Source organism: Enterobacter cloacae complex sp. P1B (genome assembly GCF_014982345.1).
GTDB lineage: Bacteria > Pseudomonadota > Gammaproteobacteria > Enterobacterales > Enterobacteriaceae > Enterobacter > Enterobacter bugandensis.
The window spans coordinates 156,871-171,135 of the sequence record NZ_JADCLF010000006.1 but is presented as its reverse complement, the minus strand read 5'-3'; the positions used below and the strand labels follow the sequence as shown (position 1 = coordinate 171,135).

12 protein-coding genes and 1 tRNA gene are annotated in these 14,265 nt (G+C 53.0%); 8 read left to right on the top strand and 5 right to left on the bottom strand.

Annotation, left to right across the window (positions count from 1 at the left end):
- Positions 1–3 precede the first annotated feature (3 nt).
- The 3 genes from recJ to lysS all read left to right on the top strand — a co-directional run bounded on the left by recJ (position 4) and on the right by lysS (position 4,453).
- On the top strand, positions 4–1,737 hold the full coding sequence (gene recJ, locus INF77_RS05450; RefSeq protein WP_193532063.1) for a single-stranded-DNA-specific exonuclease RecJ: 1,734 nt from the start codon (positions 4–6) through the stop codon (positions 1,735–1,737).
- Between the two features lie 90 nt (positions 1,738–1,827).
- Positions 1,828–2,926 (top strand): peptide chain release factor 2 gene (gene prfB / locus INF77_RS05445; RefSeq protein ID WP_100170824.1). Its coding sequence is split into 2 segments (ribosomal slippage): positions 1,828–1,902 and positions 1,904–2,926, totalling 1,098 coding nucleotides; the frame shifts between segments, so codons are not numbered across the junction.
- Between the two features lie 9 nt (positions 2,927–2,935).
- A complete protein-coding gene (gene lysS / locus INF77_RS05440) occupies positions 2,936–4,453 on the top strand; it encodes a lysine--tRNA ligase (RefSeq protein WP_014885130.1) in 1,518 nt (505 codons plus the stop codon).
- A 38-nt stretch (positions 4,454–4,491) separates the two neighbouring features.
- Here lysS and idi read toward each other — a convergent pair whose 3' ends face one another.
- Positions 4,492–5,034 carry an isopentenyl-diphosphate Delta-isomerase gene (gene idi, locus INF77_RS05435; RefSeq protein WP_028014315.1) on the bottom strand — a complete coding sequence of 181 codons (543 nt, stop codon included), beginning with the start codon at positions 5,032–5,034 and terminating at the stop codon, positions 4,492–4,494.
- A gap of 162 nt (positions 5,035–5,196) precedes the next feature.
- On the opposite strand from idi, the gene actS reads away from it, so the two are divergent.
- The 5 genes from actS (at position 5,197) to INF77_RS05410 (ending at position 9,554) form a co-directional block, all read left to right on the top strand.
- Positions 5,197–5,940 carry an amidase activator ActS gene (gene actS, locus INF77_RS05430; protein ID WP_193532062.1) on the top strand — a complete coding sequence of 248 codons (744 nt, stop codon included), beginning with the start codon at positions 5,197–5,199 and terminating at the stop codon, positions 5,938–5,940.
- An 80-nt stretch (positions 5,941–6,020) separates the two neighbouring features.
- Positions 6,021–6,094: transfer RNA gene (locus INF77_RS05425), tRNA-Gly, on the top strand.
- A 581-nt stretch (positions 6,095–6,675) separates the two neighbouring features.
- On the top strand, positions 6,676–7,512 hold the full coding sequence (locus INF77_RS05420; RefSeq protein WP_193532061.1) for a DUF2971 domain-containing protein: 837 nt from the start codon (positions 6,676–6,678) through the stop codon (positions 7,510–7,512).
- Positions 7,513–8,216: 704 nt separating this feature from the next.
- A complete protein-coding gene (locus tag INF77_RS05415) occupies positions 8,217–8,846 on the top strand; it encodes a helix-turn-helix domain-containing protein (RefSeq protein WP_045260926.1) in 630 nt (209 codons plus the stop codon).
- A gap of 93 nt (positions 8,847–8,939) precedes the next feature.
- Positions 8,940–9,554, top strand: a complete 615-nt coding sequence (locus INF77_RS05410) for an outer membrane beta-barrel protein (protein ID WP_193052186.1) — start codon at positions 8,940–8,942, stop codon at positions 9,552–9,554.
- Positions 9,555–9,613: 59 nt separating this feature from the next.
- Here INF77_RS05410 and INF77_RS05405 read toward each other — a convergent pair whose 3' ends face one another.
- From INF77_RS05405 to INF77_RS05390, 4 genes are all read right to left on the bottom strand, one after another.
- Positions 9,614–10,009 carry a hypothetical protein gene (locus tag INF77_RS05405; protein ID WP_045260924.1) on the bottom strand — a complete coding sequence of 132 codons (396 nt, stop codon included), beginning with the start codon at positions 10,007–10,009 and terminating at the stop codon, positions 9,614–9,616.
- Positions 10,010–10,183: 174 nt separating this feature from the next.
- Positions 10,184–11,254: an ABC transporter ATP-binding protein gene (locus INF77_RS05400; RefSeq protein WP_193532060.1), complete on the bottom strand. Its 1,071-nt coding sequence runs from the start codon at positions 11,252–11,254 to the stop codon at positions 10,184–10,186.
- Positions 11,247–13,016 carry an iron ABC transporter permease gene (locus tag INF77_RS05395; RefSeq protein WP_193532059.1) on the bottom strand — a complete coding sequence of 590 codons (1,770 nt, stop codon included), beginning with the start codon at positions 13,014–13,016 and terminating at the stop codon, positions 11,247–11,249. The genes INF77_RS05400 and INF77_RS05395 overlap by 8 nt, the downstream gene beginning before the upstream one ends.
- A gap of 79 nt (positions 13,017–13,095) precedes the next feature.
- The gene (locus INF77_RS05390; RefSeq protein ID WP_028014307.1) at positions 13,096–14,184 is read right to left on the bottom strand and encodes an ABC transporter substrate-binding protein; all 1,089 of its coding nucleotides are present in this window, start codon (positions 14,182–14,184) and stop codon (positions 13,096–13,098) included.
- Positions 14,185–14,265: the final 81 nt, after the last annotated feature.

Here is a 14,265-nt window from a genome sequence, read left to right as displayed (position 1 = left end):
CGCGTGAAAGCCCCCATCAAATTGCGCCGCCGCGAGGCGGTTGAACACGTTGATTTACCGGACGATCTCCCGCCGCTGCTAAAGCGCCTCTACGCCAGCCGCGGCGTGCGCCGCGCAGAGGATCTTGAGCGCAGCGTGAAAGGGATGCTGCCCTGGCAGCAGCTGAACGGTATCGAGAAAGCTACCGAAATGCTCTACAACGCGCTGCGTGAGGGAACGCGCATTGTGGTTGTAGGGGATTTCGACGCCGACGGCGCAACCAGCACTGCCCTGAGCGTGCTCAGCCTGCGCGCGCTGGGCTGCGATAATGTCACCTATCTGGTGCCGAACCGCTTTGAAGACGGCTATGGCCTCAGCCCGGAGGTGGTCGATCAGGCCCATGCCCGCGGTGCGCAGATGATCATGACCGTCGACAACGGGATCTCCTCCCATGCGGGCGTCGATCATGCTCACGCTTTGGGGATCCCGGTGCTGGTCACCGATCATCACCTGCCCGGCGATACGCTCCCCGCAGCAGAAGCGATTATTAACCCCAACCTGCGCGACTGCGATTTCCCGTCGAAATCCCTCGCCGGCGTGGGCGTGGCGTTTTATCTGATGCTGGCGTTGCGTACTCTCTTACGCGATAAGGGCTGGTTCGAATCCCGCGGCATTGCCGTTCCAAACCTGGCCGAATACCTCGACCTGGTGGCGCTGGGCACCGTGGCGGACGTGGTACCTCTTGATGCCAATAACCGCATTTTGACCTGGCAGGGCTTAAGCCGTATTCGCGCGGGCAAGTGCCGTCCCGGAATTAAGGCGCTGCTGGAGATTGCCAACCGCGATCCGCTTAAGCTGGCGGCAAGCGACCTGGGCTTTGCCCTCGGGCCGCGTCTGAACGCTGCCGGAAGGCTGGACGATATGTCCGTCGGCGTGGCGCTGCTGCTGTGCGACAACATCGGTGAAGCGCGCGTGCTGGCCAACGAGCTGGACGCCCTGAACCAGACCCGTAAAGAGATTGAGCAGGGGATGCAGGCCGAAGCGCTGACCCTGTGCGAAAAACTTGAGCGCAGTGGCGATACGCTGCCGGGCGGGCTGGCAATGTACCACCCCGAGTGGCATCAGGGCGTGGTCGGCATTCTGGCGTCGCGCATTAAAGAGCGCTTCCACCGCCCGGTGATCGCGTTTGCGCCTGCGGGTGACGGCACGCTGAAAGGCTCTGGCCGTTCGATTCAGGGGCTGCACATGCGCGATGCGCTGGAGCGTCTGGATACGCTTTACCCGGGTCTGATGATCAAGTTTGGCGGTCACGCGATGGCGGCAGGCTTGTCGCTGGAAGAGGCAAAGTTCGACGAGTTCCAGCGCCTGTTTGGCGAGCTGGTCACCGAGTGGATTGACCCGGCGCTGCTGCAGGGCGAAGTGGTCTCTGACGGTGAGCTGTCTGTCTACGAAATGACGATGGAGGTCGCGCAGATGCTGCGCGATGCCGGTCCATGGGGGCAGATGTTCCCGGAACCGCTGTTCGACGGGCGATTCCGCCTGCTGCAGCAGCGTATCGTCGGCGAACGTCACCTGAAAGTGATGGTTGAGCCGGTTGGCGGCGGACCGCTGCTGGACGGCATCGCCTTCAACGTTGACACCTCCATCTGGCCGGACAACGGCGTGCGTGAGGTCGAGCTGGCGTACAAACTGGATATCAACGAGTTTCGCGGTAACCGCACCCTTCAGATCATCATCGACAATATCTGGCCAATTTAGCGGCAGTAATCTCTATAAAAAAGGGCGTGGATTCGGTACAATCCCGCTCTTATCACCGCATTTTGACAAGTCCATAAAAGAAAACAGACCATGTTTGAAATTAATCCGGTAAAAAACCGTATTCAGGACCTCACGGAGCGCTCTGACGTTCTTAGGGGGTATCTTTGACTACGATGCCAAGAAAGAGCGTCTTGAAGAAGTAAACGCCGAGCTGGAACAGCCGGACGTCTGGAACGAACCTGAACGCGCACAGGCGCTGGGTAAAGAGCGTTCCTCTCTCGAAGCTATCGTAGATACGTTGGATCAAATGGCCCAGGGGCTGGAAGACGTTTCCGGTTTGCTGGAGCTGGCCGTCGAAGCCGACGACGAAGAAACCTTTAACGAAGCCGTGGCAGAACTCGACGGGCTGGAAGAGAAGCTGGCACAGCTGGAATTCCGTCGCATGTTCTCCGGCGAATACGACAGCGCTGACTGCTATCTCGATATTCAGGCAGGTTCTGGCGGTACCGAAGCGCAGGACTGGGCCAGCATGCTGACGCGTATGTATCTGCGTTGGGCGGAAGCGCGCGGCTTCAAAACCGAAATTATCGAAGAGTCTGAAGGTGAAGTGGCCGGTATTAAATCCGTCACTATCAAGATCATTGGCGACTACGCCTACGGCTGGCTGCGTACCGAAACCGGCGTTCACCGCCTGGTGCGTAAGAGCCCGTTTGACTCCGGTGGCCGTCGTCATACTTCCTTCAGCTCCGCGTTTGTTTACCCGGAAGTTGACGAAGATATCGATATCGAAATTAACCCGGCGGACCTGCGTATTGACGTTTACCGCGCGTCCGGCGCGGGTGGTCAGCACGTTAACCGTACGGAATCTGCGGTGCGTATTACCCACATTCCAACCGGGCTGGTAACACAGTGCCAGAACGACCGTTCCCAGCATAAGAACAAAGACCAGGCCATGAAGCAGATGAAAGCGAAGCTTTATGAGCTGGAGATGCAGAAGAAAAATGCTGAGAAACAGGCGATGGAAGACAACAAGTCCGACATCGGTTGGGGCAGCCAGATCCGTTCTTACGTCCTTGATGACTCCCGCATCAAAGACCTGCGTACCGGGGTTGAAACCCGCAACACGCAGGCGGTGCTGGACGGCAGCCTGGACCAATTTATCGAAGCAAGTTTGAAAGCAGGGTTATGAGGAACCAACATGTCTGAACAACAAGCACAGGGCGCTGACGCGGTAGTCGATCTTAACAACGAACTGAAAACCCGCCGCGAGAAGCTGGCAGCGCTGCGCGAGCAGGGCGTGCCGTTCCCGAACGATTTTCGTCGTGACCACACCTCAGACCAACTGCACGCTGACTTCGACGGTAAAGAGAACGAAGAGCTGGAAGCGCTGAACATTGAAGTGGCCGTTGCAGGCCGTATGATGACCCGCCGTATCATGGGTAAAGCCTCCTTCGTGACCTTGCAGGACGTGGGTGGCCGTATTCAGCTGTACGTTTCCCGTGACGACCTGCCGGAAGGCATCTACAACGAGCAGTTCAAAAAGTGGGACCTGGGCGATATCCTGGGCGCGAAAGGTAAACTGTTTAAAACCAAAACCGGTGAACTGTCTATCCACTGCACCGAGCTGCGCCTGCTGACCAAAGCCCTCCGCCCGCTGCCGGACAAGTTCCACGGCCTGCAGGATCAGGAAGCGCGCTATCGTCAGCGTTACCTGGATCTCATCTCTAACGATGAATCCCGCAAGACCTTCAAAATTCGCTCCCAGATCATGGCCGGTATCCGCCAGTTCATGGTCAACCGCGACTTTATGGAAGTGGAAACCCCGATGATGCAGGTGATCCCTGGCGGCGCGTCTGCGCGTCCGTTCATCACTCATCACAACGCCCTGGACCTGGACATGTACCTGCGTATCGCGCCGGAACTGTACCTGAAGCGTCTGGTGGTCGGTGGTTTCGACCGCGTGTTTGAAATCAACCGTAACTTCCGTAACGAAGGTATCTCCGTTCGCCATAACCCAGAGTTCACCATGATGGAACTCTATATGGCGTACGCAGACTACAAAGATCTGATCGAGCTGACCGAATCCCTGTTCCGTACCCTGGCGCAGGACATTCTGGGCACCACGCAGGTTCCTTACGGTGAAGAAGTCTTCGACTTCGGCAAGCCGTTCGAAAAACTGACCATGCGCGAAGCGATCAAGAAGTACCGTCCGGAAACCAACATGGCGGATCTGGATAACTTCGATTCTGCGAAAGCCATCGCTGAAAGCATCGGCATCAAGGTTGAGAAGAGCTGGGGTCTGGGCCGTATCGTGACCGAGATCTTCGAAGAAGTGGCCGAAGCGCACCTGATTCAGCCGACCTTCATTACCGAATACCCGGCGGAAGTCTCTCCGCTGGCGCGTCGTAATGACGAGAACCCGGAAATCACTGACCGTTTCGAATTCTTCATCGGCGGCCGTGAAATCGGCAACGGTTTTAGCGAGCTGAACGATGCGGAAGACCAGGCGCAGCGTTTCCAGGATCAGGTTGACGCGAAAGCAGCAGGCGATGACGAAGCGATGTTCTTCGATGAAGACTATGTGACCGCGCTGGAGCATGGCCTGCCGCCAACCGCAGGTCTGGGTATTGGTATCGACCGTATGGTGATGCTGTTCACCAACAGCCACACCATTCGTGACGTGATCCTGTTCCCGGCAATGCGCCCGGTGAAATAAGGCGTTACGTTGCTAAAAAAGCCCCGAAAGGGGCTTTTTTATTGCGCAGCGAACGCTCTCAATGCGTCTCGCGCGACCGTTGCTTCCTGCACCATCCACGGGCTAAAGCTCCATGGGGCGGCGTCCAGCGCGCGGAATAACGACTCCAGCGTCACCCATTCAAATGCCATCACTTCATCATGGTTAATTCGCAGTTCGCTGGTGACGCGGGCAGCGAAGACGGGGCAAATCTCGTTTTCCACGATCCCGGAAGGATCCGTTTCGCGGTAGCGGAATTCTGAGGCAACAGGCGTAATCGCGGTAATTTCTGCGCCAATCTCATCGCGGCAGCGACGGATAATTGCCTCTTCCGTCCGTTCACCAGATTGAGGGTGACCGCAGACAGAATTCGTCCAGACGCCCGGCCAGGCTTTTTTACTTAGTGCGCGTCGGGTTACCAGACACTCGCCTTCGGCGTTAAATAGCCAGGATGAGAACGCCAGATGCAGAGGGGTTTGGGTGGTGTGCGCGGCGTATTTTTCCTGAGTGCCAATCACCATTCCCTGGTCGTTTACCAAAATAACGTGTTCTTGAATACTCATTGATGCTCCAGTGCCAAAATGCCGAGTGGTTCAGCACCATCAGCCGAAGCATTATACTGCATTCTTATACGAACGGTTTGTTTCCAGGAGCGGAAAAGGGCTGACCCATATCTCTCCGGGCTGGTATCATAGTGCGCCATTCACGCTGACCGAGGATCTGTTTTGTTTGCAGGAAGCCTGACGAGAAACCCCATCATCGCCATCTTTTGCCTGACGCTGACGCTATTCCTGACAGGCTGTTCAGGAAGCAAATCGTCGGATATGGGGAGCTATTCCGGTGCGGTCTATACCGTTAAGCGCGGGGATACGCTGTACCGGATTTCGCGCGCAACTGGGACCAGCGTGAAGGATCTGGCGCGTCTGAATAACATCTCTCCGCCGTACACCATCGAAGTGGGACAAAAGCTCAAGGTGAACGGCAGTTCGTCCTCGGGTAAAAAATCCTCATCGAAAGGCAAAACCGCCAAAGTGACGCCGTCCTATCAGGTACCGCAATCGTCATGGCCGCCGGTTGGACAGCGCTGCTGGATTTGGCCTGCCAGCGGTAAAGTGGTCGCCCCTTACTCACTCTCTGAAGGTGGCAACAAGGGTATTGATATCGCCGCTGCGCGCGGTACGCCGGTTTATGCCTCCGGGGCAGGGAAGGTGGTTTATGTGGGGAACCAGCTGCGCGGCTACGGTAACCTCATCATGATTAAGCATGGCGAAGATTACATCACCGCCTACGCGCATAACGACACGATGCTGGTTAACAACGGCCAGAACGTTAAGGCGGGGCAGAAGATTGCCACCATGGGCAGTACCGGTACCGATTCGGTGAAGCTGCACTTCCAGATCCGCTATAAGGCGACGGCCATCGATCCGCAACGCTATCTTCCTGCGCCCGGCAGCAAACCGAAGTGCTAAGTGATTATTTAATCGCCGGTTAGTTGTGAAGAGGCTTGTATGAAGGTGCGTAAGGTCTATAATGCCTTACGCACCTCAAAGCGGGCGTAGTTCAATGGTAGAACGAGAGCTTCCCAAGCTCTATACGAGGGTTCGATTCCCTTCGCCCGCTCCAGCCTCCTGATAAATCAATAAGTTATAGCTTATCAGTTAGTTACGTAGCCCTGCTTTAGCAGGTACAACTTAAACTACCCATTGCTCTACGCCCGCACCTGTCGCGTGATTGGTCTGTGGTACAAGAGAGCATATCATCACGCTGGCGGTGGTTCCTGGTTCTTACCGCGACAGCACAACAACGAACAAAAAGCCGCATACCTGGCATAACTCCCGAACAGATTGATCATACGCATTTAAGCCCGATGTGCGGCCTTTTGGCTGCGTAAACAGGTGTATAGTGGTAAACGTACCTGCACACGATATGCAGGCTCTGCCAGCGCTTCGCTCACGCTCCGAAAGGTACACGAGCACCCTGATAAGGTGTGATCTCTCTGAATATTGATGTAGTCGCCTAACGGCTCCGCTTGTTGCTTGTACCACTAGCGGGGCTTTATGGCTGCTATTGCTTGAAATCTGATAAATAGCACAAACATCATGTGATCGTTAACCCACACCTAAACAAATAGTTTAGGATATAATGTCGTGGGTTGATGAATCGAGACTATTGTCCGAAATTGTAAGTGAGACAAGGACTACAAAATGGGAATACCTTTTCCTTTCTTTTATAAATTTTCAGCATTAAATATAAACTCATTATCAGCTTTAGCTGAAGGGAAAGCTTGGTTTTCAAGATTGGCTGACTTTAATGATCCTTTCGAAGGTCAGTTTCTGATTAAGCGCCCAGATATAGAACTTGATAAAGAAAGATTGTTTCAGCATATGGGTAATACACTCCCTAAAAATGTTCTTTCAGAACCAGTTTCAGAAATAATCAGGAGGAATTACGAAAAGTCTCCGGAAGGTTTCAAAAAAACTATAGAGCAGGCAATATCTACGACATATAATAGATTTCACAATGCCTTTCAGAATATCAGTGCATTTTGTTTAGCAAGTGATATACCAAATGTAGATGCATCACATGTTAGTAATGTTATGATGTGGTCTCATTACGCAGATGGTATGAAGGGATTCTGTATAAAATTCAAGCCAGAGTATTTGTTGTCATCATTAAGAGAAATGAATGAGGCAAATTTTAATATTGCTCAAGTTCACTACCAAGATGAAATGTATAACGTAGACTTTTTTGATCTGGTTGACCTTTCAAAAAATGTTTATACGCAGGCCATACATACTAAACACACTGGTTGGGAATATGAATACGAGTGTAGAATAATTACCGAAAATCCTGGGTTATATAAATATTCTCATGATGCAATAGATTCCATATTCATTGGGAGTAAAATGCCATTGCCTCACCAAAAAATATTGATAGATATTTGCTCTGTAAATATTCCGAATGTTAATATTTTTAGTGTTAGGACTCATGCATCTGGTTATGCTGTAGAGTTAGGAAAATATCAGAAAGTTACAAAATGAACCTTGGTAATACCATCCTCGCTTGGGAGGCTGATCTCTTTCTCGCTCAAGCATATATCTCATTGCTGAAAATATCCTAGCGCTGTTTCAGATCTGTTAAGTGAAAATATTAGCACCCTAATAATTTCACTGGATCTGCATGAAATATCCTAATGTGCCACTGCGTCACACAGCTTTGTATGCGTTGCAATTTGCCTCGCAATTTTACAACAGGCGAAACACTGTCTTCCTGTAGTAAAAAGCCTTAATTTCAGGTAATACAGTATTGTAGTTTAATCTGTTATGGCATTTTATAACATGATGGAAAGGGGCATGAGATGGCGAACATAGGTTACATCAGGGTAACAGCCTGATAAATTAATCTATGTGTAATATATTTTACTCATATTAATTACCGGAATGTATGGGCTCGTATGAGAATGGTCAGGATTTATATATAATGCAAAATCCGGAACGGCCTATTTCCTTAAAAGACAAGATTATTCAGGTTTTAATGGTCTTTTCTCCGTGGTTTTTCATGGTTTTAAGCAAGTGCCAATAAATATCAGTTATATATCACTAATGTTCTGAGGGGAAATTCAAAAATAAACAAAATTTCTTTTTACTCATCCTATTCCATCTGATATCACTTCTCCCTCATACTTGTCTGAGCCATGACCGCTGTAGTCTATAATGGCTATTACCCAACGCTAAAAGGTGATGTCATGAATATTTTACCTCCCGTTCGGCCTGAACAATCTATTGAACGTCTTACTGCCATCCTTGAGCCGATCGCGGAAAAAGTGAAGCTCGTGCCGCGTAAGCGGATCACCTGGAAACACAAAGGCCACCAGCAAATGTATCTTTTTCAGGAGGGTGAGCTTTCTTTGCTGCGGGCATCTGATGGTCTGCTCCTGGTGACCGTTTTTGAGCCTCATCTGTTCGGCATTGCCGAGATGATTCAGCCGACACAGGGGCATATTTTACGTGCAGAAAGAGAGTCTATCATTTTACGTGCTGATGCAGATGAAGCAGCTACGCTATTTCGTCAACAGGGCGTCTGGGAAGATGTTGCGGCCTTGCTGTCGTATCATACGGCGTATCTCATTTATCGTGATGCGCAGGTCGTGCAGCAACGTACCTATTCCGTGATTCGCAGTTATTTGCAGGAAATGGTATTATTGCCCGAAGAGGCGCGTATGCGAATCAGCATTCTGGAATATATTCAGGATCGTACGCTTCTTTCACGCAGCAGTATTCTCAACGTATTATCAGCCCTTAAGCAAGGTCAATATATCGCATTTAAGCGCGGCGGGTATTTAATGGAATTGGGAGATTTACCGGAGTCGTTCTAAATTTAAAATTAAACAGAAAAGTATTTCACGTTGTTCTCGTTTGTCGATATCGTTTGCTCACTGAAACTATTCAACGGAGTAAACGGGATTTGTATGAAGAAGACACTTTTTGCATTAATTATTGCTAACGCATTCACTGCCACAACTGCATTTGCAGCTGCGGATACAGGTACATGGTACAGCGGGGCTAAATTCGGCTGGTCACACTATTTTGACGCCAGCACCGGTTCAAAAGCGAGCGATAATAACAGTGGCTCCAGCCAGTATAATATCGATCATGATAACGTCGGTGGCGGGGTTTACGCTGGCTATCAGATGACACCCTGGCTGGCAGTAGAAGGTGGTTACGATTATTTAGGAAATATGCAGATTAAAGGCAATCATAGTGCGGGCGCACAAATGAAAAGCCAGGGGCTGCAGATGTCCTTAAAAGCCAGCTATGCCGTGACCGACAGCTGGGATATCTATGGGCGCGCCGGTGCGATGGCATATCGGGCAGAATCTGATGTAAGTGGTCACAATCGTTTCGATACAGGCGTTCGCCCGCTTGCCGCGGTGGGGACAGAGTATGCGTTCAACAAAAATTTGGCTGGTCGCCTCGAATATCAATGGGTAAGCAATGTGGGTAATGCCAACCAGATTGGCGTCAGCAGCGACGTAAGCTCCGTAACAGCAGGCCTGACATGGCGATTTGGACAGCACGATTGATCGTTGTTAGCCTCTCAATGATAAAAGCCCGACTGCTTAGCAGTTGGGCTTTTTGGTATTTAAGTAACTAAAGGATCAAGAGCAAGTTTAATCTTTTGCAGGCCGGTAACGTTTTTGTCTTTCAGGTATTGCTGATTAATCATTTCAAGCTGTTCTAGTTTTGTCAGCGAGGCGTAGACCGGCTGAACGGGGCTATCTTCGGTAAAAATATCCTTCGCGGTAGCGTGCTGTAAATACTCTGATTTCAGTTGTGCCGATAATCTGTCTATCTGTACTTTATTCTCCTGATAAAGCGCTGCAATATGCGAGGCCGGAATGGAAGGCGGTTTATCTCCCGGTAGAACTAGCGGAACCTGCAGATGATGTATCTGTTCAACCTTATCCGGATGAGATGCGCTGCAGGCGGTAACTAAATTGAGGCTGAACAGCGCCAGTAATAATGACCGTGTCTTCATTGGACAACTCAGGGTTAATAAGCGGAACGGACATTATCGTAAACAACAGGAAGATCTTCAGAGTAAACTTGTTTAATTTTAAATAACTTAGCGGGTATGTTTAACAACGGCGTAGACATAAACGGTTGTTCACGCTGTTAAAGTAAAACAGGCTGCAGTACGCAGCCTTTTTTATCAGTTTTTCGGGAACACCCAAACATGCTTCTCCGGCAGTGAAAGATGGCAGTGCTGCGGATCCCGAACCTCATGCCCGTACGCGCGAATGACAAAATCATCTCCCGGCGTGCGGAACAGGTACTCCCAGCGGTCGCCAAGATACATGCTGGTGAGCAGCGGCAGCTCAAGCTGATTTTCCCCTGGCCCCTCAACCACCGCCACGCGCTCGACCCGGATCACCGCCGTGGCGTCAGCACCGCTCTGCACCCCTTCACCGGCCTGCCCCCACAGCACCCATCCTTTCCCCTCGATACGCGCTCTGCCGTCGCGCACTTCGGTGACCTTGCCGTGCAGGCGGTTGTTGCTGCCCATGAATTCGGCGGTAAACAGCGTTTTCGGCGAGCCGTACATCTCCTGCGGCGTGCCCTGCTGCTCAATTTTGCCGTTGTTCAGCAGCAGGATGCGGTCGGAGATGGACATCGCTTCGTTCTGGTCGTGCGTCACCATCAGCGCGGATAACCCGAGCTTGATAATCAGCTCGCGCAGGAACACGCGGGCCTCTTCGCGCAGCTTGGCGTCGAGGTTGGAAAGCGGCTCGTCCAGCAAAATCACCGGTGGGTTGTACACCAGCGCGCGGCCAATCGCCACGCGCTGCTGTTGCCCGCCGGAGAGCTGGTGCGGGTGACGTTTGCCAAGATGGCCCAGACCCAGCTGGTCCAGCACGTCCTGTACGCGCTGCTGGATCTCTTTGGCCGGAACTTTACGCAGCTTGAGCGGATAGGCCACGTTCTCAAACACGGTTTTGTGCGGCCACAGGGCATAGGACTGGAACACCAGCCCCAGGTTACGCTCTTCTGCCGGGATCTCACTGCGCGGCGTGCCGTCGTAAACTTTATTGTTGCCAATGACAATCGACCCTTGCGTCGGTTTTTCCAGACCCGCGACGGCACGCAGCAGGGTGGTTTTACCGCTGCCGGAGGGGCCTAACAGGGAGACCACTTCGCCGCGCTTCAGGTTCATGGAGACACCTTTTAAAACAGGATTGTCGCCGTAGGTTAAGTGCAGATCGTCAACCGCTAATTCAATCATGTATTTTCACTCCGAAACGAAGGGCAATGCCCAGACCTACCACGACCAGCAGGATGTTAATGAAAGAGAGCGCCGCCACGATATCAATGGCACCCGCGGCCCAGAGGGAAACCAGCATTGAACCGATGGTCTCCGTGCCGGGGGAAAGCAGATACACACCCGTTGAGTATTCGCGCTCAAAGATCAGAAACATCAGCAGCCACGAACCAATAAGACCGTAGCGGGAGAGGGGAATGGTCACATGGCGGGTGATCTGCCCGCGCGTCGCCCCGGTGCTGCGCGCGGCTTCTTCAAGCTCTGGCCCCACCTGCAGCAGCGTGGAAGAGATAAGCCTCAGCCCGTAAGCCATCCACACCACGGTATAGGCCAGCCAGACGCTGAAAATGGTGCTGCGCAGCGAACGCAGCCAGACGATGACGTTCTCGCGCATCCAGTCGGTCCAGGCGAACCCGGAAAGCCAGCCGGATTTCAGCGAGTTGTCCAGCCACATCGGCAGGAACAGGAACACCCACAGGAACGCCAGACCGGCAAGCAGGCCAGGCACGGCGCGCGGCACCAGCACGCTGTAGTCCAGGAAGCGCGTGGTGTTATCCGGTTTACGGTGCATCGCAATCCCGACGAACAGGTAGCACGCCACGGCCAGCGCGCCGCCAATCACCCCAATTGCCATGGAGTTGACGATGGCGCGCAGCAGGTTGGGCTGTGCCCAGATGGTGCGGAAAGTGCTCAGCGAAAGCTCATCCCAAAGCGAAACGCCCACACCCCAGTTGGAGATAAACGCGCGCAGCACCACGCCGAGCAGCGGCACGCCGATGGTGACGGTGAGCCAGAAGGCAACCACCGCCCCGGCAACCCAGCGCCATTTGCCCAGCGGTAACGCGCGAGCCTGTGAGGCCTTCCCTTTCATCGTGACGAAGCGGTTGGCGGTGCGCATCAGACGACGCTGGAGCATCACCAGCGGGATGGTGATGCAGATCAGCACCACGGCAACCGCCGCCATCAGGTGATAGGAAGGCGTGCCGAGCTTGTTCGTCAGCTGGTACAGGTAGGTTGCCAGCACCATATTGCCTTCCGGATCGCCGAGCACCAGCATCAGGCCAAATACTTCCAGCCCGAGGAAGAACAGCAGCACAATGGCGTACAGGATCGACGGGCGCACCATCGGCAGGCTGACGGAGGTCATCACCTGCAGCGGAGAGGCACCCGCAATGCGCGCGGCTTCTTCCACATCAGAGCCGACGCTGCGCAGCGCGGATGAAATATAGAGATAGGCATGCGGCACGTGCGTCAGGCCAGCAATGACCACGATGCTCGACATATCGTAGATGTTCCACGGCACAAAGCCGATCAGCTCCTGCGCCCACAGGGACAGAAAGCCCACGGGACCGGCAGCCACCACATAGCCAAAGCCGAGCACCATCGGCGATACGAAAATGGGGACCAGGATCAGCGGTTCAATCAGGCGGCGGCCGGGCAGGTCGGTGCGAACCATCAGAAACGCCAGTACGCCACCCAGCGGAATGGCGATGATGACCAGCCCGAAGGCGAGAATAAAGCCGCTTCTCAGGGCCTTATAGAAATCAGGGTCGGTGAAGATAAAGCCAAATGATTCAAGGCTCCACTCTTTTGCCGGAGAAAAGAACGGAGCGGACAGGAAGCTCTGTATCACGATAAATGACAGCGGCGTGTAGATAACCAGAGCGGTTATCAGCACGACGATGCCGCGCGGCAGGCTTTGCCACTTTCTGCGTAATGTATTCATGGGGTATCCCTGGTGTTGCAGCCCAATAAAACGAACTCAGTCGACAGGGAGCGCGACGGCGTGCGCCGCGCCCGAACGCTTATTTGGCGGCGGCTGCACGCCACTCTTTGATGTACTCCAGGCGTTTTTTCGGCTGCAGGTACTCCAGCAGCGTTTCATCAACCGGGATCGGCTTCAGCGCGTTACCGAGGATTTTGGTCAGGCCGTCAATATCATTTTTGCCTTCGATATCGTTACGGATGGAGGGAATATCCGCCTGACTGGCCAGAATGCTTTGCCCTTTTTCAGACAGCACATAGTCCAGCCACAGTTTTGCCGCATTGCTGTTTTGCGCCTGCTGGCTGATGAACGACACGCGCGAGAGCACCAGCGTGTAATCTTTCGGGTACGAAATGCCGAGAGAAGGATCGTTCTTCGCACGGGCTTCAGCATAGGATCCGAGGATGTTAAAGCCGATCAGGTTTTCACCGGAGGAAACCCTCTCCATCATGGTGCCCGTTGATGACTGAACCGCTAAGCCGCCTTTGGCGACGTCGGCCAGGGTTTTAAAGTAGTTTGGATCGGCCTTGTGATCCTGCACGGAAAGCATAAAGCCAAGACCCGATTTTTCGATGTCGTAGGTGGTGACTTTGCTCTTGAATTTGTCCGTCTGGCTGGCAATCAGCTTCGCCAGCGCGGCGTGAGAATCCGGCACGTCGCCAGCCGGGATCAGGCGCTTGTTGTAGATAAAGACCACTGGCTCATAGGTGGTGCCGTATGCCTTATCTTTCCAGACTGCCCATTTCGGCAGTTGACTTTGCTCCGGCGATTTGTACTCCATGGCGTAGTCGGTGGCGAGTTTCAGCCCGGTGTCCATTGAGGAGCTCCAGACCACGTCGCCGCTACCGCCACCGGAGGCCTGTTCGCTGATAAAACGGTTGTACAGCTCGGTGCTGTTCATGTCGTTGTATTCAACTTTGATGCCCGGGTAGGTTTTTTCGAAGCCCGCAATCAGCGGCCCGGCGGCTTTGGTGTCGGTGGTGGAGTAAATCACCACCTTGCCCTCTTTGGTGGCGGCATCGACAACTTTTTGATACTCAGCAGGATAGCCCTGCGGCAGGGCAGAGAGTGCAGAAGCAGAGAACAGTACGGTAGCGGTAAGCAGAGAAATTCGGAACGTGTTCGACATTATAGTTAACCTTTTAGTTACATTTGAGGAACTAATTGTCAACATAGCGTAAAGCGCGCCTCCGACAATAGGGAGGCGCGG

What these genes read in the sequence shown, in the direction of transcription:
- INF77_RS05405 (WP_045260924.1), bottom strand. Translation starts at nt 10,009, where the DNA reads ATGAAGACACGGTCATTATTACTGGCGCTGTTCAGCCTCAATTTAGTT.
- INF77_RS05390 (WP_028014307.1), bottom strand. Translation starts at nt 14,184, where the DNA reads ATGTCGAACACGTTCCGAATTTCTCTGCTTACCGCTACCGTACTGTTC.
- INF77_RS05395 (WP_193532059.1), bottom strand. Translation starts at nt 13,016, where the DNA reads ATGAATACATTACGCAGAAAGTGGCAAAGCCTGCCGCGCGGCATCGTC.
- lysS (WP_014885130.1), top strand. Translation starts at nt 2,936, where the DNA reads ATGTCTGAACAACAAGCACAGGGCGCTGACGCGGTAGTCGATCTTAAC.
- INF77_RS05420 (WP_193532061.1), top strand. Translation starts at nt 6,676, where the DNA reads ATGGGAATACCTTTTCCTTTCTTTTATAAATTTTCAGCATTAAATATA.
- INF77_RS05400 (WP_193532060.1), bottom strand. Translation starts at nt 11,254, where the DNA reads ATGATTGAATTAGCGGTTGACGATCTGCACTTAACCTACGGCGACAAT.
- INF77_RS05410 (WP_193052186.1), top strand. Translation starts at nt 8,940, where the DNA reads ATGAAGAAGACACTTTTTGCATTAATTATTGCTAACGCATTCACTGCC.
- INF77_RS05415 (WP_045260926.1), top strand. Translation starts at nt 8,217, where the DNA reads ATGAATATTTTACCTCCCGTTCGGCCTGAACAATCTATTGAACGTCTT.
- idi (WP_028014315.1), bottom strand. Translation starts at nt 5,034, where the DNA reads ATGAGTATTCAAGAACACGTTATTTTGGTAAACGACCAGGGAATGGTG.